Below are 26447 nucleotides of genomic sequence, written 5' to 3' on the forward strand. Positions count from 1 at the left end.
TCCTCACACCTGCGGTGCGGCGGTTCCCCCCAGCAGCGCCGACGCGGTCCTGAGCGGAGCGGGCACGTCCGCCGGTACGGGCTGGAGGCTCTCGTGGCAGGTGAAGCCGAGGAGGGTCATGGCCCGGACGACTTCCCTGCCGGTGAAGTCGCGGCGGTCCTGCCGGGTGATGACCTGGCCCACCTGCTTGACCGGATACCGGCGGCGGCCGATGGTCACGGACTCACCCGTGACGAGTTCCGGGGTGACGCCCTTCATCGAGGCGAGCACCCCGCTCCTGGACAGCTCGAACGGGTACCGGGCGATGACGCAGCGCATGATGCCTCACAGGGGGAAGGAGGGGTACGGGCCGAGCGGACGGGCGGGGTCGGTCACCGGGCGAGGTTGGACACCCCCGGTGTCCGGTCCGGCCGGCCGACGGCGAGGGGCGCGGGGCGGACGCCCCAGGAGGCGCGCGGCCCGGTGAGGACGTCCCGCAGTCGGGTCCGGTCCGTGTAGGCGGGGCTGTCACGGAGCACGGCGAGCCGGGCCAGGGTGATCAGGCCGGTGCTCTGGTCGTCCCCGTCGCACAGGACGAGGTGGTCGACATGGGCACCGGCCATGAGGGACAGAGCCACCTCGACCGTCATGTCGTCACGGACCCGGGGCCCGGACGAGTCCCCGCCGTCCACCACGTCCCTGGCGTCGGCCACGGGCCTGGTGGTGCGGTCCACTGCCTGGTGCTGCGTCCGAGCCGACGTCATCGAGCCTCCTGCGTGAAGGGGTGGACTGGTGATCGCGTGGTTCTAGGCCGCCGAGCCGTGACCGGTCCGCCGCTGGGGCCTGCGGCGCGCCGCTTCACCGGCGGGACGGCCCTGTCCGGTGTCGCCCCCGCGACCCGCGCGGCCCTCACGGCCCCCGCGGCTTCCGCCGTTCCCGCGGGCCTCGCGTGCTCCGCCGGCCCCGCCGCCCCGGCGACCGCGGCGACTGCGCGACGCGGACGCCCCGCCGCGGGGACGCTCCGCGCTCGGCGTGGTGATGACGACCGGGATGCCGGACGGCGCCTGGGCGCCCGTGATGCGGCTGAGCTCCGCCTCGCCCGAGCGCACCTCGGTGATCCGGGGGGCGATACCGGCCGAGGCCATCAGCCGGCTCATGTCGCGGCGCTGGTCGGGGGTGACCAGGGTGACGACGCTGCCGGACTCGCCGGCGCGGGCCGTGCGCCCGCCACGGTGCAGATAGTCCTTGTGGTCGGTGGGCGGATCGACGTTCACCACCAGGTCGAGGTTGTCGACGTGGATACCGCGCGCGGCGACGTTGGTCGCCACCAGGACCGTCACGTGCCCGTTCTTGAACTGGGTCAGTGTCCGCGTGCGCTGCGGCTGGGACTTGCCGCCGTGCAGGGCCGCGGCGCGGACGCCGCTGCTCAGCAGGTGCTTGGTCAGCCGGTCCACCGCGTGCTTGGTGTCGAGGAACATGATCACGCGCCCGTCCCGCGCCGCGATCTCGGTGGTCGTCCGGTGCTTGTCCGCGTCGTGGACGTGCAGGAGGTGGTGCTCCATCGTGGTGACCGCGCCCGCCGAGGGGTCGACGGAGTGAACCACCGGGTCCGACAGGTAGCGGCGGACCAGCCGGTCGACGTTGCGGTCCAGGGTGGCCGAGAACAGCATCCGCTGCCCGTCCGGGCGCACCTGGTCGAGCAGGGCCGTGACCTGCGGCATGAAGCCCATGTCGGTCATCTGGTCGGCCTCGTCGAGGACCGTGATCGCCACCTGGTCCAGCCGGCAGTCGCCCCGGTCGATGAGGTCCTTGAGCCGCCCGGGCGTCGCGACGACCACCTCGGCCCCGTCGCGCAGCGCACCCGCCTGACGGCCGATGGACAGCCCGCCGACGACGGTGGCGAGCCGCAGGCTCACGGAGCGGGCGTACGGGGTGAGCGCGTCGGTGACCTGCTGGGCCAGCTCGCGGGTGGGGACGAGGACGAGGGCGAGCGGTTGCCGCGGCTCGGCACGCCGCCCGGCCGTTCGGGCCAGGACGGCGAGGCCGAAGGCGAGGGTCTTGCCCGAGCCGGTCCGGCCACGGCCGAGTACGTCACGGCCGGCCAGGGAGTTCGGCAGGGTCGCCGCCTGGATCGGGAACGGCGCGGTCACGCCCTCATGGCCGAGCGTGGCCAGCAGCCGCGGCGGCAGGGCCAGATCGGCGAACGACTCGACGGCGGGCAGCGCGGGCGTGATCGTCTTCGGCGGCGCGAACTCGCCCTGCGCGGCACGCCGCGGCTGTCCGGGCTGCTTGGTCCGTCCGGCCGGCCGACGGCCCTGGCCGCCCTGCCCCTGGCCTTGGCCCTGGGAACGGCGCGGACCGCCGGAGCGGTTGGTGCCGGCGCCCCCTCCTGCGGGGGCATACGAACGAGAGGTGCGGGCACGCTTCATGCGGAGCCTTCCTTGATGGGGCACGCATCAAGGAATTCCCGCAGCAGACGAGTGGCGCAGAGAATCTCGAAACGAGCCTGAGAAAAATGTGAGGGCGGGGTTTTCCTGTCTCCCGCCCGGAAACGAAGCGAGCCGGGGCCCGCACCCCAGAGGTGCGGGCCCCAGCTGCGAAATACGTGTCTGCGCCGGTGTCAGGCAGGAACGATGTTCTCGGCCGTCGGGCCCTTCTGGCCCTGCGCGATGTCGAACGACACCTTCTGGCCTTCCAGCAGCTCACGGAAGCCGGAGGTGGCGATGTTGGAGTAGTGGGCGAAGACGTCGGGGCCGCCGCCGTCCTGCTCGATGAAGCCGAAGCCCTTTTCCGCGTTGAACCACTTCACGGTGCCAGTAGCCATGTCAATCTCCTTAGGAGCCGGTGTCAGGGAACTCGCCGTTTGCGAACTCCGAGTCGCCGCGATGATTGCCCCGTCGGAAATGAACCTGCTGGGAACCACACCTGCAACTGATAACGACAGTAGCACGGCACGACCGGCCCCGCCCGGCCGATAATCCCCACCCGACCGGCGGCCGGGGAATACTCGCCGGACCCCGGATCTATTTCTCATTTCGCGGGAACAGATATTGCGCGTCGCGGGACCGGTGTTTCCTGCCGTGGGCCCCGCCCGCAGGCCTGTGACCTCCGTGGACGGCCGATGCGGGGGTGGCGACCGCCGCGCGCGCGGGCACGGCGGCGGACGCGCGGCGGCGCCGCTTCCGCGAGGAAGCTCACATCCGCCGCCGACCCTGCGTCATCCGCCGCCGCCCCCGAACCCGGCCTCCGCGGCGAACCTCACTGGTCGGAAAAGCCGATGTCCCCGATGGTCCACGCGCTCACGTCCTCCAGCGCGACGCGGTACATGCCTCCCGTGCCCGGGATGCCGAAGCTGCCCTGGAGAATCCGGGCGACATGGAAGTGCAGGTGCGTGGGTGTGCCGGTGGGCTCCGGGCCGGGGCCGGGGCCGTGGCCGTCGTCGAGGTCGCGGCCGTCCGGGGGGCCGGTGAACGCGGCGGCGAACCGCCTCAGTTGCTCGGAGTCGCTCAGGACTTCGGCGACGCGTTCCTTCCACAGGGCTTCAGGGGCCAGCCGTCCGGTGATGACGGCTCCCGGCGTCACCACGGTCAGGGACATCCGGCTGCTGTGCTGCGACTCGACCATCCGGGCGATCGCGACGAGCAGCTCGTCGGGGTGCTTCATGCTTCGGGAGCCTAGCCGGACGGCGGGTGCCGACGCGCGACGGGCACCGAATTCCCGTCGTGCCGGGCCGGATCACCGGCTCAGCCGGTCCCGCCCGGGCGGGTGGTCCGGGCCTGTCGCGCGGGTGCAGTGGGAGGGGCGGCCGGGGCGATGTCGCAGGTCTCGGTCGCGGAGTTGCCGTCCTCGCCCGTCAGATGGACGACGGCCTGGCCGCCGGGATCCTCGTTGTAGGCGATCGTGCAGGTCAGCTGGTGCAGGGCGGTGGTGTCGAGGCCGGCCAGGGGGAGGGGGACGTGGGCGGTGACCTCCCCGGCCGGCGCGGCTTCGACCGTGAGCGGGCCGCGGGGGGTGGCGGTGGGCAGGGCGGTGGTCAGGCCGGCGGCGCTGTCCTCCGGACGGGGGCCGTTGAGCAGGGCGAGTACGGCCTTCTCCGTCGGCACCGGCGGGGTCCCGGCCGCGTTCGGGTCGGTGTAATCGGGGCCGAACCCGGACGACGGCTGGGCCTTCCAGATCACCGGGGACAGCCCGCCGTCGGGGGCGCGGAAGAAGAGCAGCACGTCGTAGCCGTGGTCGAAGAACGCCTGGACGGTGGCGGGGCCGCCCGCCTCGATGACGTCGGTCTCCTGGATGCCGCAGGCGCCGAGGAGCGGCAGCAGCGCCGCCGTCGCGGCGACGGCGGCCGGCCTGGGCCAGCGCGTCCGCACGCGCGGCGTCCGCACCCCTCTCATGCCCCGGCCTCCTCCGCGTGCAGCGGTATCTCCACGGTGAAGACGGCGCCGCCCCCGGGCAGGTTCCCGGCGCGGATCGTCCCGCCGTGCAGCTTCACGTTCTCCAGGGTGATCGCCAGCCCCAGGCCGCTGCCCGCCGACCGGGTGCGGGCCGCGTCGGCCTTGTAGAAGCGGTCGAAGATGTGCGGGAGCGACTCCGGGCGGATACCGGGACCGCTGTCCATGACCTCGGTGACCAGCACCGGCGGGCCCGGGGAGCGGGCCTCGGCACGCAGCCGCACCGTCACGGGCGCGCCCCCGTGCCGCAGGGCGTTGCCCACCAGGTTGGCGAGCACGACGTCGAAGCGGCGCGGGTCGAGCCGGGCGCGCACGCCGTCGGCGAGTTCGGCACGGACCCGGCCGTCGGTCCAGTGCCGGTTGTGGAGGGTCTTGCGGACGGCCTCGGCGACGTCGACCTCGTCGGCGTTGAGTTCGGCGGCGCGGGCGTCGAAGCGGGAGATCTCCATCAGGTCCTCGACGAGCACGGCGAGCTTCCCCGTCTCGGCGCTGACCAGCCGTACCGCCCGCGCGGTGTCGGCGTCCAGGCGGTCCGCGTCCTCGTCGAGGACCTCGGTGACGGCGAGCATCCCGGCGAGCGGGGTGCGCAGTTCGTGTGAGACGTCGGAGGCGAAACGGCGGGCGCGTTCCTCGGCGTCGCGCAGTTCCCGCACGGAGTGTTCGAGTTGGCCCGCCGCCTCGTTGAAGGTGCGGGCCAGGTCGGCCAGTTCGTCGCTGCCGCGCACCGGGATGCGGGTGTCGAGCCGACCGCTGCCCATGCTGCGGGCGGCGCGGCGCAGTTCCCGCACCGGGCGCAGGACGCTGCGCGCGGCGAGCAGGCCGGGAATCAGCGCGATCGCGAGGCCGGGCACGGCGCCGTCCCGGGCCGCGGTCAGGAGCGCCTCGACGTTGACCTGTTCGTCGCTCATCGGCATGACGGCGTAGATGACGAGCCGGCTGGGCACCACGCTGTACGGGCCCGTCTTGAAGACGGTGGGCATGGCGATGGTCAGATAGGGCCTGCCGTCCTTGACGACCCGCTGGAAGCTGCCGTTGGGGTTGGCCAGTGCGGCGCGCCGCAGCTCGGGCGTGATGACGGTGGAGACGGGGTTCTCGCCCGAGGAGGCGCGCACCGAGCCGTACTCGGCGAACACCCACCAGGGGCGCGGCTTGCCCTTGCGGGCGATGTCGCGCAGGACCCCCTGGATGTCGCTCCCCCCGCCCACGGGGAACCTGAAGCCCGTCTGCTGGACCTGGTCGCGGAACGACGAGACGGCGGTGTCCTGGGCGGTCTTCAGCAGCGCGTTGCGCGCCTCGCGGTAGGTCAGCGCGGACGTCGTGCCGGCGCTGACGGCGGCGACCAGCAGGAACGCGAACAGCAGCCGGGTGCGCAGTCCGAACGCCCTGGCCCGCGCCCGGTCGCCGACGGCCGCTCGACCCGGCCGCGCCGCCCCGGCGCCGGGTGCCCGGCGGACCCGGAGCACGGACGGCGCCCGCAGCCGACGGGGGAGGCGGGAGCCGGAGGAGCCGGAGGAGCCGGAGGAGCCGGAGGAGCCGGAGCGGATGGTCACAGCGGTCCGAAGCGGTAGCCGAAGCCGCGCACCGTCTGCACGTAGCGGGGGCGGCCGACCTCGTCCTCGATCTTGCCGCGCAGGCGGGCGACGCAGGCGTCGACCAGCCGGGCGTCGGCGTGGTAACTGTGCTCCCAGACGTGCTCCAGCAGCTGCTGCCGGCTGAACACCTGCTCGGGGGCGGCGCACAGGTGCAGGAGCAGCCTGAGTTCGGAGGGGGCGAGCGGGAGGGGCCGGCCGGCCTTGATGACGGTCAGGCCGGCCCGGTCGACGGCGAGCTCCCCGTGCACCTCGACGGCCGTCCGGCCGGGGCGGCCGTCGTCGATGCGGCGCAGCACGGCCCGGATCCGGGCCTCGATCACCTCGGGGCGGGCGGGCTTGACGATGTAGTCGTCGGCCCCGGCCTCCAGGCCGACGACCACGTCGAAGTCGTCGCCGCGCGCGGTCAGCATGATGATCGGCAGCTGGCTGTGCTCGCGGACCTGCCGGCAGACCTGCACACCGTTCATGCCGGGCAGCATCAGGTCCAGCAGCAGCAGGTCGGGGCGGAACGCGGCCAGCGCGGCGAGGCCGGCCTCGCCGGTCGCGGCCGTCCGTACCTCGTGGCCTCGGCGGCGCAGACCGAGCTCGACCCCCTCGCGTACGGAGGGGTCGTCCTCGATGAGGAGCACGCGGGGCATCGGCGGTTCTCCCTCGGTGGTGGTCAGGACCGGGCCAGTCGGCGGCGGGCGCCGGACAGCAGCGCGTCGAGTTCGGCGAGCCGCAGCGGACGGGCGAGCAGGGCGAAGACGAGCACGACGACGGCCGCGCCGGAGGCCGCCGCGGCCAGGGCGCCCGCCCGGCCGGCCCCGACGGCCGCGAGGTGGCCGAGCACGGTGGCGGGTGCGGCGGCGACCGCCAGCCGGGCGTGCGCGCCGGCCGCCGACGAACGCCAGGGGCGGGCGACGCCGAGCCGACGGCTCAGCACCCGGCCGGTCACCGCCCAGCCCACGCACAGCGCCACCGAGTACGCCGCCGCCATGCCGGTCACCGTCCAGCGGGCCGGGAGCAGCTGCGCGGCGGCCACGGACAGTCCCGCGTTGAGGCTGACGATCACGAGGTTCAGCAGGAACGGCGTGCGGGTGTCGGAGAGCGCGTAGAAGGTGCGGGAGAGCACGTACTGGCCGGACAGGGCGACCAGGCCGGGCGCGAAGGCCATCAGGATGCCCGCCATCGCGGCCGTGTCGGCGGCGCTGGTCCTGCCGTGGCCGAAGACGACGGCCATGACCGGCTGGGCGAGGGCGAGCAGCGCGCAGGCGGCGGGGACGACGGCCGAGGCGGAGACGCGCAGGGCGTGCGAGACGTCGCGCCGCAGGGCGGGGGTGTCGCCGTCGGCGGCGGCCGCGCTCATCCGGGGCAGCAGCGCGGTCACCACCGACACCGTGACGATGCCGTGCGGTACCACCCACAGGACGTAGGCGTTGTTGTAGGCGCCGAAGCCGGGGCCGCCGTCGAGGCCGGCGGTGGTGGCCAGGCGGGTGGTGACCCAGTAGGCGGCCTGGTTGGCGAGGACCAGCAGCACCAGCCAGCCGGCGGAGCGCAGCGGGCGGGTCAGTCCGCTGCCGCGCCAGTCGAAGCGGGGCCGCCAGCGGAAGCCGGCCGCGCGCAGCGCCGGGAGGAGGGCGAGGGCCTGGACGGCGATGCCGGCGGTGGTGCCCCAGCCGAGCACGGCGGTCTCGGTCGCGTCGAGGGTGCCCCTGCCGCCCGTGGTCAGGGCGAGGTACAGGCCGAAGACGGTGATGACGACGACGTTGTTCAGGACCGGCGCCCACATCATCGCGCCGAACCGGCCCCGGGCGTTGAGCACCTGCCCGAGCAGGGTGAACAGTCCCAGGAAGAAGATCTGGGGCAGGCAGTAGCGGGCGAACGCGGTCGTCATGGCCGCCTGCTCGCCGCCGTAGTCGGTGTACGCGTCGATGATCGCGGGGGCCGCCCACACCGCGGCCGTGGTGATCACCAGCAGGGCGGCGACGCACACGGTGACGAGCCGGTCGGTGTACGCGACGCCGCCGTCGTCGTGTTCCTTGGCGGCCTTGACCAGTTCCGGCACGAAGACGGCGTTCAGCGCGCCGCCGAGGAGCAGCATGTAGACGATCGTGGGCAGGGCGTTGCCCACCGCGTAGCCGTCGGCGACCGGGCCGATGGTGCCCAGTGCCGCCGCGACGACGGCCGAGCGGGCGAATCCGGTGGCGCGGGCGACGACGGACCCGGCGGCCATGACGGCGCTGCCGCGCGCGGCGGAGACCGGCACGGCCGCTTCGGCGGGCCGGGGGCCGGCCCCGGAGCCGCCGGCTCCGGCGTCGGGTCCGGCGTCGGAGCCGGCGTGAGCGTCGGGGGCGGGTCCGGCGTGAGTTCCGGCGGCGGGTCCGGTGCCGTGCGGGAGCCGGGGCTCCGGCATGCTCCCGGTGCCGGCCGGCGCCGGGGTCGTCGGCGGCTTCACCGGCGGTTCAGATACGCCTGGAAGGCGCGGTAGAGCGTGTGGTTGGCGCTGCCGCCCAACGGTTTCTCCCATTCCCCCAAGGTCTCGACGACCTGTCCCCCGGTGCCGAGCTTCCACCTCAGCAGCCCGTACGCACGTTCCCCCGGGTCGAGAGTGGAGGGTACCCCGCGCATGTCGTAGACGTCGGCGCCGAGCGCGTGGGCGTCCCGCAGCATCCGCCACTGCAGGGCGTTGGACGGCCGCACCTCCCGGCGGTGGTCGGCCGAGGCGCCGGTCTGGTACCAGACCCGCCGGCCCACCGTGATCATGGTGTGGGCGGCGAGGATCTCACCCCGGTGCCGGGCGAGGTAGAGCCGCATCCGGCCCGGCTCCTCGGCGTTGAGGACCGCGTACTGGCGCTCGTAGTAGGCGAGCGAGCGGCCGAGCCGGAAGCCGTCGCGGCGCTCGGTGAGACCGAGCAGCCGGTAGAACTCGGGGAGTTCCGCGGCACTGCCGACCACCACCTCCACGCCCTCCTTCCCCGCGCGGCGGACGTTGCGCCGCCACTCCTGGTTGAGCCCGGACCACAGGTCGTCGGTGGTGCGCCCGGCGAGCGGCACCCGGAAGACGTGGCGCGGCTGGGCGTCCCCGTCCGCCTCGGTGCCGTCCCCGCCGCAGCGGCGCCAGTCCCGGGCCCGCAGCCGCTCGGCGACGGCGGTGCCGAGCGGGTCGACCTCACTGGCGAGGACGTCGCCGAGGCGGCGGCCGGGGCCGGCGAGCGGCTTCAGCCGGGCGGCGTCCCAGCGCCGGTAGGCGGGCGAGGGGCCGATGCGCACGGCGAAGGCGCCCGCGCGGCGCAGGTGCTCCAGCAGCGGATCGAGCCAGCCGTCGACGTCCGGGTCGGTCCAGTCGGCGACGGGCCCCTCGGGGAGGTAGGCGAAGTACTTGCGGGTGCCGGGGAACTGCCGCAGCAGCACCAGCGCCACCCCGGTCAGTTCCCCCGCCTCGGGATCCGGCCCCCAGCCCAGCAGCTGGGCGCGCCAGCCCTGCTTGACGTCGGCCCACGAGGGGCACTGCAGGAACCCGGCGCCGAGCGCCGCGCCGGCGGGGGACGACAGGAAGGCCCGGTACGTCCGGGCGGTGACGGGACGCAGGGCCATGTCCCCGTCCCCCGCCGGGCGCGTACGGCCGGGCGGCACGAGCAGCGCTGACACAGTGAGCCTCTCCTTCTCCCCGGGCCGGTCGCGGGGACGCACTGGATGCTCACAGCGGCCCATGACCGCTCCGCGCGGTGAATGTGACCGGACCATGACCGTTCCTCACCAGTCGCCGTCACATCGCTCCATGGCGGCTGACCTCGGGTTTTCCGGGCCTACAGTCACGGCATCGCCGTCCCGATCCGCTTCTCGCCCTCACCCGGAGGCCCCGTTGCCCCGCAACCGCGTACCCGCCCCCTCCCCCGCCCGCGACCGCGTCCCCGCCCGGGTCCGCACCCGGGTCCGCACCCGGGTCCGCGTCCGGGCCGCCGTCGTCGCGGCGGCCCTGCTGGCCCCGCTGGCCGCCTGCTCGTCGGGCGTGTCCGACGGCGGCTCCTCCGGCGGCTCCGGCCGCGGGGCGGGCCCGGACGCCGGCGGCCGCCCCGTCACGGTCACCGTCACGCCCTCGGGGCAACGGGCCCCGGCGGGCCGGCCGGTGACGGTCAGGGCCGCGGGCGGCACGCTCACGTCGGTGACCGTCACCGACGCCGAGGGCCACGGGCTCGCCGGCAAGGTCGCCGCCGACGGCCGGTCGTGGACCTCCGACCGCAAGGCCGCGCCCGGCACGGCCTACACCGTGGCGGCGGCGACCCGCGGCGAGGGCGGCACCGCCGGGAGCACCACGTCCTCCTTCACCACCGCCCCGGCCGACAAGGTCAACAAGGTCGACTGGCGGCCCGGCGCCCACTCCACGGTCGGCGTCGCCCAGCCGCTCTCCCTGGTCTTCGACAACCCGGTCACCGACCGGGCCGCGGTCGAGAGGCAGCTGAAGGTCACCACGTCGGACGGCACCGGGGGCTCCTGGGGCTGGATCCGTGACTGGTCGGGCCGGGACCGGGTGGACTGGCGGCCCGAGCAGTACTGGAAGCCCGGCACGAAGGTCACGCTGAACGCAGAGCTGAACGGCACCGACTCGGGCCGCGGCGGCTGGTTCGTCCGCGACTACACCACCAGCTTCACCGTCGGCGCCCGGCAGGTCGTCAAGGTCGACCTCGACAGCCACCGGCTCACACTCGAACGCGACGGCCGGACCGTGCGCCGCATCCCGGTGTCCGGCGGCACGCCCGGCGGCGACAGGCGCTCCTGGCGCGGGACCGCGGTCCTCATGGCCAAGGAGGGCACGATCAACATGAACTCCGAGACGGTCGGCCTCGGCGACGCCTACGACAAGATGGTCGACTACTCGATGCGCCTGACCTGGTCGGGGATGTACGCGCACGCCGCCCCGTGGAACGCCGCCCACTTCGGCCGGGCCAACCACAGCTCCGGGTGCATAGGGATGAGCGACGCGGACGCGGCCTGGCTCTACGGCCAGGTACGGCCGGGCGACCCCTTCGAGATCACGGGCGAGGACACCAAGGGCGTGGTCGCACCCGGCAACGGCTTCGGCGCCTGGAACCTCTCCTGGACCGAGTGGCAGGGCAGGAGCGCGCTGCACGGCTGACGCCGGGCGGGCTTCCCGGCGGGGCCGGCCACGGGGCGCGCCGCACCGCGCGTCGATCGCCACCGCCCCCGCGGTCCGCCCCGCCACCGCGCCCGGGCAGGGAATCTGCGCAGGAGTCGCACAGGGACTGCACACAGCCGTTCGAAAGGCTCGTTAGCGTTGCTGGCCGCGCCTCTCCGTACGGGTCCGTACGGGCGTGACCAGGCAGTCGACCCAGGAAGACCGCAGATGGACTACTGCTCCACATGTCGTCGGCACCTCAACGGCGCCCTGGTGTGCCCGGGGTGCGGGGCGTACGCCCCGGACATCGCGCCGCCGGTCGTCGTCGAACGCCCCGGCCCGGACCGGTCCGCCGGTGCGGCGCCGACGGACGCGTTCCCCGCCGCGCCGCCCGCCTCGCCGCCCGCCGCGTGGGACGGCGACGGGTTCGCCGCGGACGCCGGGGACCTGACGGAGCGGGAGCGGTCGTCCCCCGGCGGCCACGCCGGCACCGCGGACGCGCCGTCCGCGCGGCCGGGCAGGGCGGCGCGCCGCCGCCAACTGGCCCGTCTGAAGAAGCACCAGCGCCGGGCCATGGTCGCCACCGCCTTCGCGCTCGTCGGCGGCGGCCTGTCGGTCGCCACCCTGGACCGGGACACCACCGACCGGGCCCAGGCGGCCACCGCACCGGACGACCGGACCATGGGCGGTACCCGGGGGCCGCTGGAGGAGGAGCCCGACCAGCAGGCGCCGTCCGCCGCCCCGCGCACCGCCCCCGAGGACGGCACGCCGGCCGCCGGCCCGGCCCCGCGGGGGCCCGCACCAGCCACCCCCGCCGCCGGTGCCCCGGCGGCCCGGCCGGACACCGCCGCCGCGCCCCGCACGCTCGCCGCGCCGGAGCGGCGGTCGGGCACCGACGCGTCCTCAGGCACGTCGGCGAACACGTCCGGGGCGTCCGGTACGTCGGCCACGTCGTACGCGTCCGGCGGGGCGAGCGCGGGCGACGGCGCGGGTGCGGGCGGCACGGACGGCACCGCGGGCACTACGGGCACCACGGGCACCACGGCGTCCAGCGGCTCGGGTACCGCGGCCGAGCCGGCCCCCGACCCGGCGGCCGGAGGCACCGAGTCGGGCACCACCGGCACCTCGCCCGCCACCGCGACGACATCCCCCAACCAGCTGTGCCTGCTCGGGCTGTGCCTCGGCTGACCGGACCGCGCCGCCTCCCGCCACGGTGAAGGACCGAACCTCCGTTCCCCCACGCACCCGCCGACCGGGCCGCCCGGCCTCCCCGGGAGGTGTGCGGAGCCCTCGACCGCTTGGGCGGTCCGTCCAATGTGCCTTACTCTGCCGGGCGTTGGCGGATCGACGGGGGACGGACGCACATGAGACGTGGACGACTTGCCGGCCAGGTCCCGGCCGACGACGTGGAATTAACCTCGGCGGTGATCCGGGCGCAGAACGGCGACGAGGCAGCGTTCGCCACCCTGTACCGGCGGCTCCAGCCGGCCCTGCTCGGCTACCTGCGCTGCACGGTGGGCGAGGACGCGGAGGAGATCGCCGCGGCGGTCTGGCGGGAGATCGGCCGTGACCTGACCCGGTTCCGCGGCGACGGGCCCGGGTTCCGCGGCTGGACGGCCTGCGTCGCCCGCCGCCACGCGCGCGAGCGCTCCGGGCGTGCCACCGCCGCCTCCCGCCACCCGGCGGGCCCCGGCGGAACCCCGCACCACGCCCACTGCGACGACCGCTCCGACGGGCGAGCACCGTCCGCCGCGGCGGCCCGGGACCTGATCACCGCGCTGCCGCCGGCCCAGGCCGAAGCCGTCCTGCTGCGGCACGCCGTCCAGCTCGACGAAGCGGCCACCGCCCGCGTCATGCGCCGGCCCCGTGCCGTCGTACGGCTCCTGGAACGCCGCGGCCTGCGCAGACTGGCCCGCGCGTCCGGCCCGCGCGCGGCGGTGCCGGAGGCCGCGGAGAGGCTGGGGGAACCGAGTTGAGCATCCACAGGAACGGAGGCGAACCGTTGAGTGGCGAGACCCACCGGTCCACGGCCGCCCGGCGGTCCGGAGCCTCGGACGACGCCGGCCGCGCGGACAGCTCCGAGGAGTCGCCCCTGCTGGAGCGCACGGCCGAACGGATCGCGGCGGCCCTGCGGCGACAGCCCGTGGACGACGCCGGGGAGCAGGCGGCGGTGGCCGCGTTCCGCAGCGCGCGCCTCGCGGCGACGAAGCCCTCGTCCGGCCGCCGTCAGGACGACTGGCGCCCGCGAACCCGCAGACAGCGCTGGATGCGGGGCGGGACCGCCGCCCTCGCGGCGACGACCCTGCTGGGCGGAGTGGCCGTCGCCTCCATCGGCGTGGGGGACGCCGGGCGCGAGGCGCCGCGCGCGGCCGGCGGCCCCGCTCCGAGCCGGACACCCGCGCCCCCGGCGGGCGACCGGGGAGGCGCCCCCGCCCCCGCGCCCGGCACGACCGCCTCCTCTCCTCCCCGCGCGCCCAGCCCCGGCGCGGGCGCCGGCGTCGGCCCCGGCGCGGACATCGAGGCCCACTGCCGCGCCTACGAGCGGGTCGAGGGACGCGGCCACGCCCTGGACGCCCCGGCGTGGCAGCGGCTCGTCCGGGCCGCGGGCGGCGCCGAGCAGGTCGCGGCCTACTGCGCCGGGGTGACCGACGCGGCCGGGGACCCCGGCCCGACCGGGCGCGGCGAACCGACGAAGAGAGCCAGGCCTACGCAGGCGGCCGAGCCGGGGCAGGCGGACCCGCCGGGGAAGCCGGACGAGCCCGGGAAGGGCGACCAGCAGGCGAAGGAGAAGAAGGCGAAGGAGGCGAAGGAGAAGTCGGCCGCGGCGGACGAGGAAGCCGTGCCGCAGCCGCACCACTGACCGTAACTCCCTTGCCACACAAGGGGTATGAGAATCGCCTCGCCGGGATACCCGAAAGGGATGACTCGGCTGCCGCACCCCGGAGACAAGCACCGTCGCAGGCGTCACGAATCCGCCGACGAATCCGCCGACGGATCCGGCGGCACGGGCGAGGAGCGGTTCGGTCCGGCTCCGGAGGTGGAGCGGCGGGCCCCCGACACACCCGCCGACCTGCCCGCGCGGTCCTGGGGCGCCGTACTCGTGGGCACCCTGCGGGAGTTCGCGCACGACGAACTGGCCGACCGGGCGGCGGCGCTGACGTACTACGGAATCCTGTCCCTGTTTCCCGCCCTGCTGGTGCTGGTGTCGCTGCTCGGGGTCATCGGCCGGTCCGCCACGCGGCACGTCATGGAGAACGTCGAGCGGATCGCGCCCGGTTCGGCCCGCGACATCATCACGCGGGCGGTCGAGGAACTGCAGGGCAACGCCGGCGTCGGCTCGCTGATGGCCGTCGCCGGTCTGGCGCTCGCGGTGTGGTCGGCGTCGGGCTACGTGGCCGCGTTCATCCGCACGGCCAACGCCGTCTACGACATGCCGGAGGGCCGCCCCCTGTGGAAGGTGCTGCCGATCCGGCTGGGCGTGACGGTCGTCCTGCTGGTGCTCGCCGTGGTCAGCGCGCTGATCGTCGTCTTCACCGGTGATCTGGCCCGTCAGGCGGGCACCGCGCTGGGTGTCGGGGACTCGGCGCTGACGGTGTGGGAGATCGCCAAGTGGCCGGTGCTCGTGGTCCTGGTCGCCGTCATGATCGGGATCCTGTACTGGGCGGCCCCGAACGCCAAGGTGCGGGGCCTGACCTGGATCACCCCGGGCAGTTTCCTCGCCCTGCTGCTCTGGCTGGCCGCCTCCGCCGGCCTCGCCTTCTACGTCGCCGGCTTCGCCTCCTACAACAAGGCCTACGGCACCATGGCGGGCGTGGTCGTCTTCCTGGTCTGGCTGTGGATCGGCAACCTGGCGATCCTGCTCGGCCTGGAGTTCGACGCCGAGGCCGCGCGGCAGCGGGCGGTGGCGGGCGGCCACCCGGCTGACCGGGAACCGTACGCCGCTCCGCGGGACACCCGGGCGTGGGACGAGCAGGACCGCCGCCGGCTGGCCGGCCCCTGACCCGGCGCGCGGCGGGGACCGCTTCGCCACCGGTTCCCGCGGACGGCCGCCGTGGCCCCGCCGCGGGTGCGCGCCGCGGCGGTACCCTGCGCGTTCGGCATCCCGACGGCCGGTACCGGCGACCAATCCGCCGCCGAGGCTGGACCGGATTACGTCCGGAGATGTCCTGACCTCGGAGGCCGCCCTGTGAAAGAAGCCGTGCACATCGGCACGAACCCCTCGTCGGAACCGGATCTTCAGGAGCTGGTGGGCCGGGTGGCCCTGGGCGACGAGGAGGCGTTCGCCGCCGTATACGACGTGGTCGCCGGGCCCGTCCTGGGTGTCGTGCGCGCCGTCCTGCGGGACCAGGCGCAGACGGAGGAGGTCGCCCAGGAGGTGCTGGTGGAGGTGTGGCGCACCGCGCCGCGCTACCGCGCGGACCGGGGGACGGCCATCAACTGGATCCTGACGCTGGCCCACCGCCGCGCTGTGGACCGGGTGCGGTCGGTGGAGGCCGCGGCGGCCCGGGACCACAAGGCCGCCCTGCTGGACCGGACACCCGAGTTCGACGAGGTGACCGAGCAGGTCGAGGCCCGGCTGGAGCGGGAGCAGGTGCGGCGCTGTCTGCGCACGCTGACCGAGATCCAGCGCCAGGCCGTCACCCTCGCCTACTACCGCGGGCTCACCTACCGCCAGGTGGCGGAGGCGCTGACGCTGCCGCTGGGCACCGTGAAGACCCGACTGCGGGACGGGCTCATCCGTCTGCGCGACTGCCTGGGGGTGACCGCATGACGACGGCCGATCCGCACCACCTGACGGGTGCCTACGCCCTGCACGCGCTGTCCGACGAGGAGGCCGTCGTGTTCGAGCGGCACCTCGCGGGCTGCGAGGCGTGCGCGCGCGAGACCGCCGAGCTGTCCGCCACCGCGGCCCGGCTGGGGCTCGCCGCCACCGTGTCACCGCCCGCCGCCCTGCGCGAGCGGGTGCTGCGCCGGATCGGCAGCGTCCGGCAGCAGTCGCCGGGCGGGGCGGCGGCGGGCCGCCCGGGCCGGGCCCGGCTGCGCGGCCGTCCGCTGTACCGGTGGGCGCTGGCCGCCTGCCTCGCGGCGGCCGCCGCGCTGGGCGGGACGGCGGTCTGGCAGCACGAGCGCGCCGAGGACGCGCTCAGCCAGGCGCGCGAGGCGGAGCGGACCAGGCAGGAGATCGCCGCCGTGCTGGCCTCGCCGGACGCCCGGACGCGGGCCGCCGTGCTCGGCGACGGTTCCACCGGTGCCGTGGTCGTCTCCCGCAGCAGGGACGAGGCGGTGTTCGTCGTGTCGAACATGCCGCATCCGCCGAGCGGCAAGGTGTACCAGCTGTGGTTCAACGACGACGGCCGCATGCGGTCGGCCGGCCTGATGGACCCCGGCCGGAGCGATCAGGCCGTCCTGCTGCGGGGCTCCCTCCGGGACGCCTCGGGCATGGGCGTCACGGTCGAGCCGTCCGGCGGTTCCGAGGAGCCGACCTCCGAACCGGTCGCGCTGCTGCCCTTCCCCACGTGACCGGCGGCCTATTCAGGTGATCCGTAGCGGAATCCGGCGCGGATTGGTCCGAGAATAAATTCCATCCGATCGGGTGTCGGACCAATCCGCGGTCCGTCCGGGGCCGGATTCCCCACGTGACGGACGACAGGAAGAAAGCGCCAGTATTCCCCGGCGGGCTACGGCCGGCGGCCGGCGCGGTCGGCGGTCTGGTCGCGGGATTCGCGGCGCTCGCCGTGGCCGAGCTGGTGTCGGCGGCCGTCCGTCCGCAGGCGGGCCCCGTGATCGCGGTGGGCGGTGCGGTCATCGACCGCACACCCGCCGCGCTGAAGAACTGGGCGATCCGGAATTTCGGCACCTCCGACAAACTGGTTCTCCAGGCCGGAATTCTGCTGCTGCTGGCTCTTTTCGCACTGACCCTCGGAATTGTCGCCGTGCGTTTCCGGTTCGCGGGCGCCGCGGGTGTCCTGCTTTTCGGGGCGGTCGGCGCGGCGGCGGCTCTGAGCCGGCCCGACGCGAGCGGCCCGGCCGACGCCCTGCCCTCCGTGGTGGGCGCGTCGGCCGGGGCGGTGCTGCTGTACGTCCTCGCGGGCCGTCTGCTCCCCCGGTCGGCGGGCGCCGGCTCCCCGGCCGCCCCCGAGGACACCGGCGCCCCGCGCGGGCCGGACTGGGACCGGCGCGGCTTCGTGGTCGCCGCGTCCGCCGCCGCGGCGGCGTCGGTGGGGGCCGGGGCCCTGGGCCGCGCCCTGAACGGCGCGCGCGGACGCGACGCGGTCGCCTCCCGCGACCGGCTCGTGCTGCCGGCGCCGGCCTCGCCCGCACCCGCGGTGCCCCGGGGCGCCCGGGTGCCGGTGCCCGGGGCCAGCCCCTTCATCACCCCGAACGCCTCCTTCTACCGGGTCGACACCGCCCTGGTGGTGCCCAGGGTGGACGCCACCGCCTGGCGGCTGCGCGTCCACGGCGAGGGCGTACGGCGTCCGCTCACCCTCTCCTTCGACGATCTGCTGCGGCGGGACCTGGTCGAGCGGGACATCACGCTGACCTGTGTGTCGAACGAGGTCGGCGGCCCCTACGCCGGCAACGCCCGCTGGATCGGCGTACGGCTGGCCGAGGTGCTGGCCGAGTGCGGGGTCGTACCGCCGTCGCGGGGCGGCCCGGCCGACCAGCTGGTGGCCCGCTCGGTCGACGGCATGACCCTCGGCAGCCCCGTCGAGGACGTCATGGACGGCCGGGACGCGCTCCTCGCGGTCGGCATGAACGGCGAACCGCTGCCCTTCGCGCACGGCTTCCCGGTCCGCATGGTGGTGCCCGGCCTCTACGGGTTCGTGTCCGCCTGCAAGTGGATCGAGGACATCGAGCTGACCACGTTCGAGTCCTACGACCCCTACTGGGTCGAGCGCGGCTGGGCCCGGCGGGCACCGGTGAAGACCCAGTCGCGCATCGACACGCCCAAGCCGTTCGCCCGCCCCGCGGCCGGCACGGTCATGGTCGCCGGGGTGGCCTGGGCGCAGCACCGGGGCGTCGACAAGGTCGAGGTCCGCGTGGACGACGGGCCCTGGCGGACCGCCGACCTCGCCGCCGAGGACAGCCGGGACACCTGGCGCCAGTGGTCCCTCCCCTGGCGGGCCACCGCGGGCAGCCACACCCTCACCGTCCGGGCCACCGACCGCACCGGCCGGACGCAGCCCGAGGAACGCACCCGGACCATCCCCGACGGCGCCGCGGGATGGCACTCCGTGGTCGTGACCGTCGAGTGACCCGCCACCTCAAGCCACCTGCCCCTCGATCCACCTGCCCCCTATGAACGCGGCAACCGCCGCCCTCACCACAGGAGAAACACACATGAACACGCGTATCCGCCGTACCGCCGTCACGCTGGCCGCCGCGGCCGTTCTGCCGCTCGCCCTGACGGCCTGCTCCGACGGCGGCGACGACTCCGCCGCGTCCGACAGCTCGACGAAGGCGGCCGCGTCGGCCCCGGCCGCCGACGGGAGCATGGCCGGCTCCGACGGTTCCGCCGCCGTGGACGCGCCCTTCGGGCCGGCCTGCTCGGCGGTGCCGCAGGACGGCGCCGGGTCCTTCGACGGCATGGCGAAGGACCCGGTGGCCACCGCCGCCTCCAACAACCCCGCGCTGTCCACGCTGGTGACGGCGGTGAAGAAGGCCGGGCTCGTCGACACCCTCAACAACGCGCAGAACATCACCGTGTTCGCGCCGACGAACGACGCCTTCGCGAAGATCCCGAAGGCCGACCTGGACGCCGTCCTCAACGACAAGGAGCAGCTGACCAAGATCCTCACGTACCACGTGGTGGGCCGGAAGCTGGCGCCCGCCGACCTGGAGAACGGCTCCTTCGAGACCCTGGAGAAGTCGAAGCTGACGACCTCCGGCTCCGGCGAGTCGTACACCGTGAACGATTCCGCGAAGGTGGTCTGCGGCAACGTCCGGACGGCCAACGCCACCGTGTACATCATCGACACGGTGCTGATGCCGGCCGCCTGACCCGCGGGCGGAGCGGACCGCGAGAAGGGGCCGGGGCGTGCGCCCCGGCCCCTTCGTCCCGCCGCCGTCGGTCACAGGACCGGAAGCCGGCCCGGCCGGTAGGCCTCCGCGGGCAGCGGGTCGGGGCAGTCGGCCGGGTCGAGCAGGTGGGCGACGACGGAGGCTGCGGTGTCGTGCCAGAAGCGGTGCCGGCGCAGCATCGCGTGGTCGCCGTCGCGGACCACGGCCATCGCCGCCCGGTCCGCGGTGTCCCGCGCGCGCCGCACGCACTCGGCCGAGGCGGCGGGCGAGGTGACCCGGTCGCGTTCTCCGTGCAGGACGACGACGTCCCGGCCCGCCAGCTGCCGCACCGGCTCACCCGGCGGCCACCAGGGCGCCAGGGCGAGCACCGCGCGCACCTGCGGATGGCCGGCGGCGTGCAGGGCGGCTCTGGCCCCCATGGAGTGGCCGACCAGCACCGTGGGCACCGGCCCGGCCAGCTCGGCCAGCCGGCGCAGCGCGTCGAGGGTGTCCGGCAGGGGGTCGGCGCGGGCGTCGTTCCAGCCGCGCAGCCGGTAGCGCACCTGGGCGAGCAGGACGTCGTCGTGGGGCAGGGCGGCCGCGATCGCCCGGTGGAAGGGGCGCATGCGCAGCCCCGCCAGGTGCCAGGGCCGGGAGGGGCTGAGGCCGGTGGCGCGCCCGCCGTGCAGCAGCAGCACGGCGGCCCGGGGCCGGGCCGGCAGCACACGCGGCACCAGGGGGTCGGCGGCGGGGGCCAGGTACTCGTGGTCGTTGCGCCGCACGGCGCGCTCCTTCCGGACGACGGTCACGGACGGCCGCCCACCGCTTTCGCCTTCGGCGGGCGCGGGAAGAAACCGCTGGTGCGGGCCGCGTACGCGGACCAGCCCGGCCGGTCGCGCATGTGCTCCTCCAGCAGGCGCTTGCCGCTGCCCTGGGTCAGCAGCGCGCTCATGACCAGCGGGGACACCACCGACACGGCGGCCGCGGACAGCGAGTCGCAGGTCAGCAGGAACAGGCCCCACCAGACGCAGAAGTCGCCGAAGTAGTTGGGGTGCCGGGTCCACGACCACAGGCCCCGGTCCATGATCCGGCCGCGGTTCGCGGGGTCGGCCTTGAAGCGGGCCAGCTGGGCGTCGCCGACCGCCTCGAAGGCGAGCCCGACCGCCCACAGCGCCGTACCGGCCCAGACGACGGGCGTCAGCCCGCCGGGCACGTACTGGGCCGCCTGGACGGGCAGCGACACCAGCCACACCAGGGCGCCCTGCAGGAGGTAGATCTTCCGCAGGGCGTAGAGGTTCCGGCTGCCGGGGGACCTGGCGAGCATCTTCTCGTAGCGCGGGTCCTCGCCGTGGCCCCGGCCGCGCCGCGCGATGTGCACGGCCAGCCGCAGCCCCCACACGGCGGTCAGGGCGGTGACCAGGACCCGGCGCGCGAGGTCGCCGTGGCCCGCGGAGGCCGCGAGGGTCACCACGGCGACGGCGGTGAAGCCGGCACCCCAGGCGACGTCCACGATCCGGTGCAGTCCCCGGCGCACGGCGAGCGCGAACGTGGTCAGCATGACGGCGAGCGCCGCGGCGGCGGCCCAGCCGAGGTTGAGGGCGAACGCGCCCCACGGGAAGGAGTTCACGACCGGTCCAGCCCTTCGTACCAGGTGTGCGTGACGGCCGGCATGCCGCTGTCGCCGCCGGGGCCGGGGCGCACGCTCAGGATCTGGTCGACGCCCATGCGGCCCTCCTCGAACGCCAGCGCCGCGCCGACCAGGTAGAGCCGCCACACCCGTGCGGTCTCCTCCCCGACCAGCCGGACGAACGCCGGCCGGCGCTCCTCCAGGGTGCGGTGCCAGGCGGTGATCGTGCGGACGTAGTGCTCGCGCAGCGACTCGGCGTGCCGGACCTCCAGTCCGGCCTCCTCCAGCAGCCCGGTCGTCTCCCCGAGCGGACGCATGTGCATGTCGGGGGCGATGTACGCCTCGATGAACGGCCCGCCGCCGGGCGCGTTGCGCCCGCGCGACATCTGCTGCACCAGCACCCGTCCGCGCGGCCGGACGAGCCGGTGCAGGGCGGCGGCGAAGGCCGGGTACTCGGCGTCGCCGACGTGCTCGCCCATCTCGACGGTGGCGACGGCGTCGTACGCCCCGCCCGCGATGTCCCGGTAGTCCTGGCACACCACCTCCACCCGGTGCCCCAGTCCGCGCTCGCGCACCCGCTCACGGACGTACGCCGCCTGTTCCCGGGCCAGCGTCACGGCGGTGACCAGCGCCCCGTGCCGCTCGGCCGCGTGCAGCGTGAGCGAGCCCCAGCCGCAGCCGATGTCCAGCAGCCGGGCGCCCGGCTCCAGCGCGAGCTTGCGGCAGATCAGCTCCAGCTTGGCCCGCTGGGCGCCGGCGGGGGTGGCCGCCCCGCCCGTCCAGTAGCCGCACGAGTAGGCCATGGTGTCGTCGAGGAGCAGTTCGTAGAAGGCGTTGGACAGGTCGTAGTGGTGGCTGACGGCGGCCCGGTCGCGCGCCCTGCTGTGCAGCCCGCCGCGCAGCCTGGCCTGGGAGGCGGGCGTGGCGGGCGGCGGGCCCAGCACGCCCAGCCGTACGGCGGTGGCGAGCGCGCGGACCCGGTCGGCGGGCGTCGGGCGGGGCAGGTGCGGTCCCCGCTCGCGGGCGGCGGACCACATCACCCGCAGCGCCTCGGCGAGGTCGCCCTCGACATCGAGCTCACCGGTGACGTACGCCTGTGCCAGGCCCAGCTCGCCGGGTTGCCACAGCAGCCGGCGCAGCGCGCGCCGGGACCGTACGACGACCACGGGGCCGTCGGCCGGTCCCGTCTCGCTGCCGTCCCAGGCGCGCAGCCGGACCGGGAGGGGCCCGCCGAGCGCGTCCCCGGCGAGGGCGGCGAGCCGGTGGGCGGCGCCGGGTCGGGCGGCGCCGGGTCGGGTGGCGGCCTGCGGAGCGGTCATCGTGCGCGGTCCTCCTTGGTGAGCAGGAACTGCTGGACGTCGAGGTAGCCGGAGCGGAAACCGGCCTCGGAGTAGGCGAGGTAGAAGGTCCACATGCGGCGGAAGGTCTCGTCGAAGCCGAGCGCGGCGACCTCGCCGGCGCGCTCGGTGAACCGCTCCCGCCACAGCCGCAGCGTCTCGGCGTAGTGCGCGCCGTACGCGTCGCGCCCGGCGACGGTCAGCCGCGTGTGGTCGCGCACGCTCTCCTCGACGGCCCGCACGGACGGGATCCGCCCGCCCGGGAAGACGTACTTGTGGATCCAGGTGAAGGAGCCGCGGGTGGCGAGCATCCGCTCGTGCGGCATGGTGATGGCCTGGAGCGCCACCCGGCCGCCCGGTGCCAGGCGCTCGTCGAGGGTGCGGAAGTACACCGGCCAGAACTCGTCGCCGACGGCCTCGACCATCTCCACGCTGACGACGGCGTCGTACTCGCCGCGCGCCTCGCGGTAGTCGCACAGTTCGACCGAGACCCGGTCGGTGAGACCGGCCGCGCGCACGCGTTCGCGGGCCAGCAGCCGCTGTTCCCGGGAGAGGGTGAGGGAGGTGACGCGGGCGCCGCGCGCGGCGGCGCGCAGGGCCAGCTCGCCCCAGCCGGTGCCGATCTCCAGCAGCCGGGTGCCCGCGCCGACGCCGGCCAGGTCGAGCAGCCGGTCGATCTTGCGGTGCTGGGCCGCGGCCAGCAGGTCCCAGCTCGCGGGGAAGCCCCGGAACAGGGCGGACGAGTAGCTGAGGGTGTCGTCGAGGAACAGGGCGAACAGGTCGTTGGACAGGTCGTAGTGGCGGCTGATGTTGGTGCGGGAGCCGTCGGGGGTGTTGCGCTCGCCCTCCGGCCGGCGCGCCGCCCACAGGGGGCGCAGCCGCTGCAGCGGGGCCGGGACGAGGTCGGCGGTGTGCGCGGCGAGCACCGTGAGCGCGGCCACCAGGTCGGGGGCGTCCCACTCGCCGGCCATGTACGACTCGCCGAAGCCGACCAGGCCGTGCGCGCCGATCCGGGCGTGGAACGCCGCGGGGTCGCGGACCTCAAGCAGCGGCCCGCCCAGGCCGACGGTGCGGGCGCCGGCCGGGTCCGGGCCGGCGAACCGGGCCCGCAGCGGCAGCCGCCGCAGGGCGCGCCGGACGACGGCCCCGGTCACGGCGGTGCGGGGCCACGAGGCCCGGGGGACACCGGCCACGTCCGGCCAGCGGGCGGGGTCGACGGCGACGGCGGACCCGTGCGGGGCGATGCCGGGCTCTGCTGTCCTCATGTCACGTTCTCCGGGGTGCGGTGGTCGTCGGGTCGGGGCTGGACGGGCAGACCGCGCAGGTAGAGGCGGATGCCGTGGAAGCGGATCGCGGCCGCGGCGACGAGCGGGGCCCACGGGTGGCGCAGCGCCAGTCGCAGCAGCGCCGCCGGGGTCGCCGGGCGCCGGGTGCCGCTCACGGTCGCGGTCAGGGCCCGGCCCTCGCCGCGGTCGAGGTGCACGGCGAGGTCGAGGTGCCGCCCCGGCGGGGGCAGCCGCATGCGGTAGCGGCCGTCGACCGGGAAGAACGGCGAGACGTAGAACCGCTTGTCGGTGTCGGCGCGCCCCGCCTCGTCCGGGCGGAGCAGGTAGGCGTGGCGGCCGCCGTACGTGTTGTGCACCTCGGCGACCACGCAGCGCAGGTCGCCGTCGGGGCCGTGGCACCAGTAGAGGGTGAGCGGGTTGAAGACGTACCCGAGCACCCGGCCGTGGGTGAGCATCAGCACCCGCCCGCCGTCCAGGCGGACGCCCCGCTCGGCGAGGAAGGCGTCCAGTGCGGCGCGGATCGAGGGCCGGTCACCGGTGAAGTGGTCCCGGGGGTCGAACCGGGCCAGCGGCCGCAGCGGGCGCGGCAGCCGGGGCGGCCGGTCGGGGTCGACCAGCCACAGGTAGGTGCGGTGCCGCAGGACGTACCGCCGGGGCGCGGTGCGCACGTGGGTGATCGTGCACGGGTAGAGGGCGGGCACGGCGTCCGCGGGGACGGCCCGCGCGGGCACGGCGCTCACCACACCACTCCCAGCGCGGCGGCGGCCTCGGCGCCGGACCGGCAGCCGTCCTCGTGGAACCCCCAGCCGTGGTAGGCGCCCGCGAACGCGCAGACGGCGCTGTTCAGCTCGGGCAGGCGGCGCTGGGCGGCCACCGACTCCGGGGTGTAGACGGGGTGTTCGTACACCATCCGCGCGAGGACCCGGCCGGGGTCGACCCGGTCGTCGCCGCCGAGGGTGACGACGTACGTCTCGGCCGCGTCGAGGCGCTGAAGCCGGTTCATGTCGTAGCTGACCCGCACCCGGTCGGCGCCCGCCGAGCACGACGGCATCAGGTAGTTCCAGGAGGCCCGCGCCCTCGCGGCGCGCGGCAGCAGGCCGGTGTCGGTGTGCAGGAGCGTGGAGTTGCGCGAGTAGCGGAACGCGCCGAGGAGGTCCTTCTCCAGCGGGGTGGCGTCGGGCAGCAGCCGCAGCGCCTGGTCGGGGTGGACCGCGATCACCACCGAGTCGTACGAGCGGGTCGTCCCGTCCCCGGCGGTGACGTCGGCGCCGTCCGCGTGGCGCCGCACGGACCGCACCGGGGTGGCGGTGCGGACCTCGCCGATCCGCTCGGCGACCCGGTCGACGTACGTGCGCGAGCCGCCGCTCACGGTGCGCCACACCGGCGAGCCGCCGACCGACAGCAGCCCGTGGTGCGCCAGGAAGCGGAACAGGTAGGCGGCAGGGTAGCGCTGGGCGGTCGCGGCGTCGCAGGACCAGACGGCGGACACCAGCGGCGTCATGAAGTGGGCGCGGAAGTAGCCGGAGAAGCCTTCCCGGTCCAGGAAACCGCCCAGCGTGAGGTCGTCCTCGGCGCCCCCGTCCAGCAGCCGCCGGGCCGCCCGGTGGAACGCGGGAACCTCCGACAGCAGCCGCAGGTACCGGCCGTGCAGCAGGTTGCGCGGCCGGGCGAACAGGCCGGCCGGGCCGCGGGCGCCGGCGTACTCCAGGCCGCACCCCTCGCACCGCACCGACATGCTCATCTCGGACTCCCGCGTCGCCACGCCGAGCTCGTCGAAGAGCCGCAGCAGACGCGGGTAGGTGCGGCGGTTGTGCACGATGAACCCGGAGTCGACGCGGTGCGTCCGTCCGTCGCGCTCCGAGGTCAGCTCATGGGTGTGGGCGTGTCCGCCGAGCCGGTCGTCCGCCTCGTAGAGGGTGACGTGGCGGGTGCGGGCCAGGATGTGGGCGGCGGTCAGCCCGGCCACCCCGGCCCCCACCACGGCCGTACGCCGCGCCTCCCGTCCGGTTGTCTGCGACGCCCCCGGAGACGTGCGCGTCATGGTCTCTCCTCCGCGGCCGGAATCAGGGCTGTCACCTGTGATCCGGAGCCGCTCGGGCACCGGATTGGCCATGGCTCGATCCTTCCGCCCGCGGCCAGGTGCGCGGCGCGCCCTGGCCGGCCGTTCGACACGTCTGCCTTATTTGTCCATTTTCCGGTATTACGATGCGAAACGACCAAGCGGCGGGCGCCGGCACGGCCACCTTCGGCATCCCCACCGTGCTGACCACGGTGACGGTGTTCGACGCCTTTCCTCCGGCGGAACCACGCCGCCGTCGGGGACGGTGAGTCCGAACTGCCCGGCGCCGACGGCGAGACGGATGCCGACAGTGCTCGCCGTGCCGACGGCGGGCCCCGCACCGGTCGCGCTCCGGGCGAGCCGGACCGTCGAGGGGCCCACCGGACGCGTCCCGGGGACCAAAGGCCCCTGCCCCCCGGGTGGCCGCGGGCCTTCCATGGAACCGACACAGGAGGCGAGCACGACATGAGCGCAGCCACGTCCACGAGCAAGGCTCCCCGGTCCGCACCCGCGGTCACGGCCGAGACGACGGGCCTGAGCATGCGGGCCCGAGTCGGCGACGAGATCGTCGTACGAGGCACCGGCTCCGGCGTCGTCACCCGGGACGGCGAGATCGTCGGCGTCCACCACCCCGACGGCAGCCCGCCGTACGACGTGCGCTGGTCGGACACCGGACGGGTCACCCTGTACTTCCCCGGGCCCGATGCGCACCTGAAGCATCTGGCGCCGGGCGACTGAGCCACGACCGCCGGGGAGATGCCGGTCATGCGGCACCGCGGCGACTTCTCCGCGGGCGGGGACGCCCGCGCGCGCCCGGGGTGCGGCGCCGTTCTCCCGCCGCGGCGCCGGGCGTCGCACACCGCGGCGGCGGGACGGCAGAACGACGGGGACACCGGGGCCGGGCGGGGGTGGCTGCGGCTGCCCGGGGGAGGCCGGCGGCGGGTCGACACGATCAGGGTGCGCCGGCTGTTCGGCTGACGGCCACGAGGCGGACCGGCCCTC

28 protein-coding genes are annotated in these 26447 nt (G+C 75.3%); 12 read left to right on the forward strand and 16 right to left on the reverse strand.

Going from position 1 to position 26447, the window contains the following annotated elements; genetic code table 11:
• Nucleotides 1-3: 3 nt before the first annotated feature.
• The 10 genes from AC3ET3_RS31960 to AC3ET3_RS32005 all read right to left on the reverse strand — a co-directional run bounded on the left by AC3ET3_RS31960 (nt 4) and on the right by AC3ET3_RS32005 (nt 9649).
• Entirely contained in the window at nt 4-318 is a 315-nt protein-coding gene (locus AC3ET3_RS31960; protein WP_432133721.1) for an SCO5918 family protein, read from the reverse strand.
• Nucleotides 319-371: 53 nt separating this feature from the next.
• A complete protein-coding gene (locus AC3ET3_RS31965; protein WP_432133720.1) occupies nt 372-743 on the reverse strand; it encodes a CBS domain-containing protein in 372 nt (123 codons plus the stop codon).
• A 42-nt stretch (nt 744-785) separates the two neighbouring features.
• On the reverse strand, nt 786-2408 hold the full coding sequence (locus AC3ET3_RS31970; protein WP_432133719.1) for a DEAD/DEAH box helicase: 1623 nt from the start codon (nt 2406-2408) through the stop codon (nt 786-788).
• Nucleotides 2409-2599: 191 nt separating this feature from the next.
• Nucleotides 2600-2803 carry a cold-shock protein gene (locus tag AC3ET3_RS31975; RefSeq protein ID WP_358779709.1) on the reverse strand — a complete coding sequence of 68 codons (204 nt, stop codon included), beginning with the start codon at nt 2801-2803 and terminating at the stop codon, nt 2600-2602.
• A 434-nt stretch (nt 2804-3237) separates the two neighbouring features.
• Nucleotides 3238-3642, reverse strand: a complete 405-nt coding sequence (locus AC3ET3_RS31980; RefSeq protein ID WP_432133718.1) for a hypothetical protein — start codon at nt 3640-3642, stop codon at nt 3238-3240.
• Nucleotides 3643-3722: 80 nt separating this feature from the next.
• Entirely contained in the window at nt 3723-4370 is a 648-nt protein-coding gene (locus AC3ET3_RS31985) for a hypothetical protein (RefSeq protein ID WP_435613385.1), read from the reverse strand.
• A complete protein-coding gene (locus AC3ET3_RS31990; RefSeq protein ID WP_432133736.1) occupies nt 4367-5905 on the reverse strand; it encodes an ATP-binding protein in 1539 nt (512 codons plus the stop codon). Before AC3ET3_RS31990 ends, AC3ET3_RS31985 begins: the two co-directional genes overlap by 4 nt.
• Before the next feature lie 68 nt (nt 5906-5973).
• On the reverse strand, nt 5974-6657 hold the full coding sequence (locus tag AC3ET3_RS31995) for a response regulator (RefSeq protein ID WP_435613386.1): 684 nt from the start codon (nt 6655-6657) through the stop codon (nt 5974-5976).
• 23 nt (nt 6658-6680) lie between these two features.
• Nucleotides 6681-8414, reverse strand: a complete 1734-nt coding sequence (gene murJ / locus AC3ET3_RS32000) for a murein biosynthesis integral membrane protein MurJ (RefSeq protein ID WP_432157518.1) — start codon at nt 8412-8414, stop codon at nt 6681-6683.
• A gap of 38 nt (nt 8415-8452) precedes the next feature.
• Nucleotides 8453-9649 carry a lipid II:glycine glycyltransferase FemX gene (locus AC3ET3_RS32005; RefSeq protein WP_432133715.1) on the reverse strand — a complete coding sequence of 399 codons (1197 nt, stop codon included), beginning with the start codon at nt 9647-9649 and terminating at the stop codon, nt 8453-8455.
• A 214-nt stretch (nt 9650-9863) separates the two neighbouring features.
• On the opposite strand from AC3ET3_RS32005, the gene AC3ET3_RS32010 reads away from it, so the two are divergent.
• From AC3ET3_RS32010 to AC3ET3_RS32050, 9 genes are all read left to right on the forward strand, one after another.
• The gene (locus AC3ET3_RS32010; RefSeq protein WP_432133714.1) at nt 9864-11135 is read left to right on the forward strand and encodes a L,D-transpeptidase; all 1272 of its coding nucleotides are present in this window, start codon (nt 9864-9866) and stop codon (nt 11133-11135) included.
• Nucleotides 11136-11363: 228 nt separating this feature from the next.
• Nucleotides 11364-12323, forward strand: coding sequence for an SCO2400 family protein (locus tag AC3ET3_RS32015; protein ID WP_435613387.1), 960 nt, complete (start codon nt 11364-11366; stop codon nt 12321-12323).
• A 176-nt stretch (nt 12324-12499) separates the two neighbouring features.
• Nucleotides 12500-13111 carry an RNA polymerase sigma factor gene (locus tag AC3ET3_RS32020; RefSeq protein WP_432157515.1) on the forward strand — a complete coding sequence of 204 codons (612 nt, stop codon included), beginning with the start codon at nt 12500-12502 and terminating at the stop codon, nt 13109-13111.
• A 26-nt stretch (nt 13112-13137) separates the two neighbouring features.
• Complete coding sequence (locus AC3ET3_RS32025; protein ID WP_432133711.1) at nt 13138-13995, forward strand: hypothetical protein; 858 nt, start codon at nt 13138-13140, stop codon at nt 13993-13995.
• A 60-nt stretch (nt 13996-14055) separates the two neighbouring features.
• The gene (locus AC3ET3_RS32030) at nt 14056-15135 is read left to right on the forward strand and encodes a YihY/virulence factor BrkB family protein (protein WP_432133710.1); all 1080 of its coding nucleotides are present in this window, start codon (nt 14056-14058) and stop codon (nt 15133-15135) included.
• Between the two features lie 186 nt (nt 15136-15321).
• Nucleotides 15322-15906: a sigma-70 family RNA polymerase sigma factor gene (locus AC3ET3_RS32035; protein ID WP_432133709.1), complete on the forward strand. Its 585-nt coding sequence runs from the start codon at nt 15322-15324 to the stop codon at nt 15904-15906.
• Nucleotides 15903-16655, forward strand: a complete 753-nt coding sequence (locus tag AC3ET3_RS32040) for an anti-sigma factor (protein ID WP_432133708.1) — start codon at nt 15903-15905, stop codon at nt 16653-16655. The genes AC3ET3_RS32035 and AC3ET3_RS32040 overlap by 4 nt, the downstream gene beginning before the upstream one ends.
• A 116-nt stretch (nt 16656-16771) precedes the next feature.
• Nucleotides 16772-18391: a molybdopterin-dependent oxidoreductase gene (locus AC3ET3_RS32045; RefSeq protein ID WP_435613388.1), complete on the forward strand. Its 1620-nt coding sequence runs from the start codon at nt 16772-16774 to the stop codon at nt 18389-18391.
• An 85-nt stretch (nt 18392-18476) separates the two neighbouring features.
• Nucleotides 18477-19136 carry a fasciclin domain-containing protein gene (locus AC3ET3_RS32050; RefSeq protein WP_432133706.1) on the forward strand — a complete coding sequence of 220 codons (660 nt, stop codon included), beginning with the start codon at nt 18477-18479 and terminating at the stop codon, nt 19134-19136.
• Between the two features lie 71 nt (nt 19137-19207).
• On the opposite strand, the gene AC3ET3_RS32055 is transcribed toward AC3ET3_RS32050, so the two are convergent.
• From AC3ET3_RS32055 to AC3ET3_RS32080, 6 genes are read right to left on the reverse strand one after another with little or no spacing between them, the layout of a single operon-like run.
• Complete coding sequence (locus AC3ET3_RS32055) at nt 19208-19945, reverse strand: alpha/beta family hydrolase (RefSeq protein WP_435613389.1); 738 nt, start codon at nt 19943-19945, stop codon at nt 19208-19210.
• Nucleotides 19942-20763: a DUF1295 domain-containing protein gene (locus AC3ET3_RS32060; protein ID WP_435613390.1), complete on the reverse strand. Its 822-nt coding sequence runs from the start codon at nt 20761-20763 to the stop codon at nt 19942-19944. The genes AC3ET3_RS32055 and AC3ET3_RS32060 overlap by 4 nt, the downstream gene beginning before the upstream one ends.
• Nucleotides 20760-22082: a class I SAM-dependent methyltransferase gene (locus AC3ET3_RS32065; protein WP_432157512.1), complete on the reverse strand. Its 1323-nt coding sequence runs from the start codon at nt 22080-22082 to the stop codon at nt 20760-20762. The genes AC3ET3_RS32060 and AC3ET3_RS32065 overlap by 4 nt, the downstream gene beginning before the upstream one ends.
• The gene (locus tag AC3ET3_RS32070; RefSeq protein ID WP_435613391.1) at nt 22079-23365 is read right to left on the reverse strand and encodes a class I SAM-dependent methyltransferase; all 1287 of its coding nucleotides are present in this window, start codon (nt 23363-23365) and stop codon (nt 22079-22081) included. The genes AC3ET3_RS32065 and AC3ET3_RS32070 overlap by 4 nt, the downstream gene beginning before the upstream one ends.
• Entirely contained in the window at nt 23362-24126 is a 765-nt protein-coding gene (locus AC3ET3_RS32075; RefSeq protein WP_435613392.1) for a DUF1365 domain-containing protein, read from the reverse strand. The genes AC3ET3_RS32070 and AC3ET3_RS32075 overlap by 4 nt, the downstream gene beginning before the upstream one ends.
• The gene (locus tag AC3ET3_RS32080) at nt 24123-25427 is read right to left on the reverse strand and encodes an NAD(P)/FAD-dependent oxidoreductase (protein ID WP_432133700.1); all 1305 of its coding nucleotides are present in this window, start codon (nt 25425-25427) and stop codon (nt 24123-24125) included. The genes AC3ET3_RS32075 and AC3ET3_RS32080 overlap by 4 nt, the downstream gene beginning before the upstream one ends.
• A gap of 164 nt (nt 25428-25591) precedes the next feature.
• Between AC3ET3_RS32080 and AC3ET3_RS32085 the strand changes: the two genes are divergently transcribed.
• The 3 genes from AC3ET3_RS32085 (at nt 25592) to AC3ET3_RS32095 (ending at nt 26423) form a co-directional block, all read left to right on the forward strand.
• Nucleotides 25592-25714, forward strand: coding sequence for a hypothetical protein (locus AC3ET3_RS32085; protein ID WP_432133699.1), 123 nt, complete (start codon nt 25592-25594; stop codon nt 25712-25714).
• 196 nt (nt 25715-25910) lie between these two features.
• Nucleotides 25911-26183 (forward strand): DUF1918 domain-containing protein, encoded by a 273-nt coding sequence (locus tag AC3ET3_RS32090; RefSeq protein WP_432133698.1) that lies wholly within the window; start codon nt 25911-25913, stop codon nt 26181-26183.
• A gap of 27 nt (nt 26184-26210) precedes the next feature.
• Entirely contained in the window at nt 26211-26423 is a 213-nt protein-coding gene (locus tag AC3ET3_RS32095; RefSeq protein ID WP_432133697.1) for a hypothetical protein, read from the forward strand.
• The last annotated feature ends 24 nt before the right edge of the window (nt 26424-26447 follow it).

The organism is Streptomyces sp. bgisy159 (assembly GCF_057707805.1).

What these genes read in the sequence shown, in the direction of transcription:
- AC3ET3_RS31960 (WP_432133721.1), bottom strand. Translation starts at nt 318, where the DNA reads ATGCGCTGCGTCATCGCCCGGTACCCGTTCGAGCTGTCCAGGAGCGGG.
- AC3ET3_RS31965 (WP_432133720.1), bottom strand. Translation starts at nt 743, where the DNA reads ATGACGTCGGCTCGGACGCAGCACCAGGCAGTGGACCGCACCACCAGG.
- AC3ET3_RS31970 (WP_432133719.1), bottom strand. Translation starts at nt 2,408, where the DNA reads ATGAAGCGTGCCCGCACCTCTCGTTCGTATGCCCCCGCAGGAGGGGGC.
- AC3ET3_RS31975 (WP_358779709.1), bottom strand. Translation starts at nt 2,803, where the DNA reads ATGGCTACTGGCACCGTGAAGTGGTTCAACGCGGAAAAGGGCTTCGGC.
- AC3ET3_RS31980 (WP_432133718.1), bottom strand. Translation starts at nt 3,642, where the DNA reads ATGAAGCACCCCGACGAGCTGCTCGTCGCGATCGCCCGGATGGTCGAG.
- AC3ET3_RS31985 (WP_435613385.1), bottom strand. Translation starts at nt 4,370, where the DNA reads ATGAGAGGGGTGCGGACGCCGCGCGTGCGGACGCGCTGGCCCAGGCCG.
- AC3ET3_RS31995 (WP_435613386.1), bottom strand. Translation starts at nt 6,657, where the DNA reads ATGCCCCGCGTGCTCCTCATCGAGGACGACCCCTCCGTACGCGAGGGG.
- murJ (WP_432157518.1), bottom strand. Translation starts at nt 8,414, where the DNA reads ATGCCGGAGCCCCGGCTCCCGCACGGCACCGGACCCGCCGCCGGAACT.
- AC3ET3_RS32015 (WP_435613387.1), top strand. Translation starts at nt 11,364, where the DNA reads ATGGACTACTGCTCCACATGTCGTCGGCACCTCAACGGCGCCCTGGTG.
- AC3ET3_RS32020 (WP_432157515.1), top strand. Translation starts at nt 12,500, where the DNA reads ATGAGACGTGGACGACTTGCCGGCCAGGTCCCGGCCGACGACGTGGAA.
- AC3ET3_RS32030 (WP_432133710.1), top strand. Translation starts at nt 14,056, where the DNA reads ATGACTCGGCTGCCGCACCCCGGAGACAAGCACCGTCGCAGGCGTCAC.
- AC3ET3_RS32040 (WP_432133708.1), top strand. Translation starts at nt 15,903, where the DNA reads ATGACGACGGCCGATCCGCACCACCTGACGGGTGCCTACGCCCTGCAC.
- AC3ET3_RS32050 (WP_432133706.1), top strand. Translation starts at nt 18,477, where the DNA reads ATGAACACGCGTATCCGCCGTACCGCCGTCACGCTGGCCGCCGCGGCC.
- AC3ET3_RS32065 (WP_432157512.1), bottom strand. Translation starts at nt 22,082, where the DNA reads ATGACCGCTCCGCAGGCCGCCACCCGACCCGGCGCCGCCCGACCCGGC.
- AC3ET3_RS32070 (WP_435613391.1), bottom strand. Translation starts at nt 23,365, where the DNA reads ATGAGGACAGCAGAGCCCGGCATCGCCCCGCACGGGTCCGCCGTCGCC.
- AC3ET3_RS32080 (WP_432133700.1), bottom strand. Translation starts at nt 25,427, where the DNA reads ATGACGCGCACGTCTCCGGGGGCGTCGCAGACAACCGGACGGGAGGCG.
- AC3ET3_RS32085 (WP_432133699.1), top strand. Translation starts at nt 25,592, where the DNA reads ATGCGAAACGACCAAGCGGCGGGCGCCGGCACGGCCACCTTCGGCATC.
- AC3ET3_RS32090 (WP_432133698.1), top strand. Translation starts at nt 25,911, where the DNA reads ATGAGCGCAGCCACGTCCACGAGCAAGGCTCCCCGGTCCGCACCCGCG.
- AC3ET3_RS32095 (WP_432133697.1), top strand. Translation starts at nt 26,211, where the DNA reads ATGCGGCACCGCGGCGACTTCTCCGCGGGCGGGGACGCCCGCGCGCGC.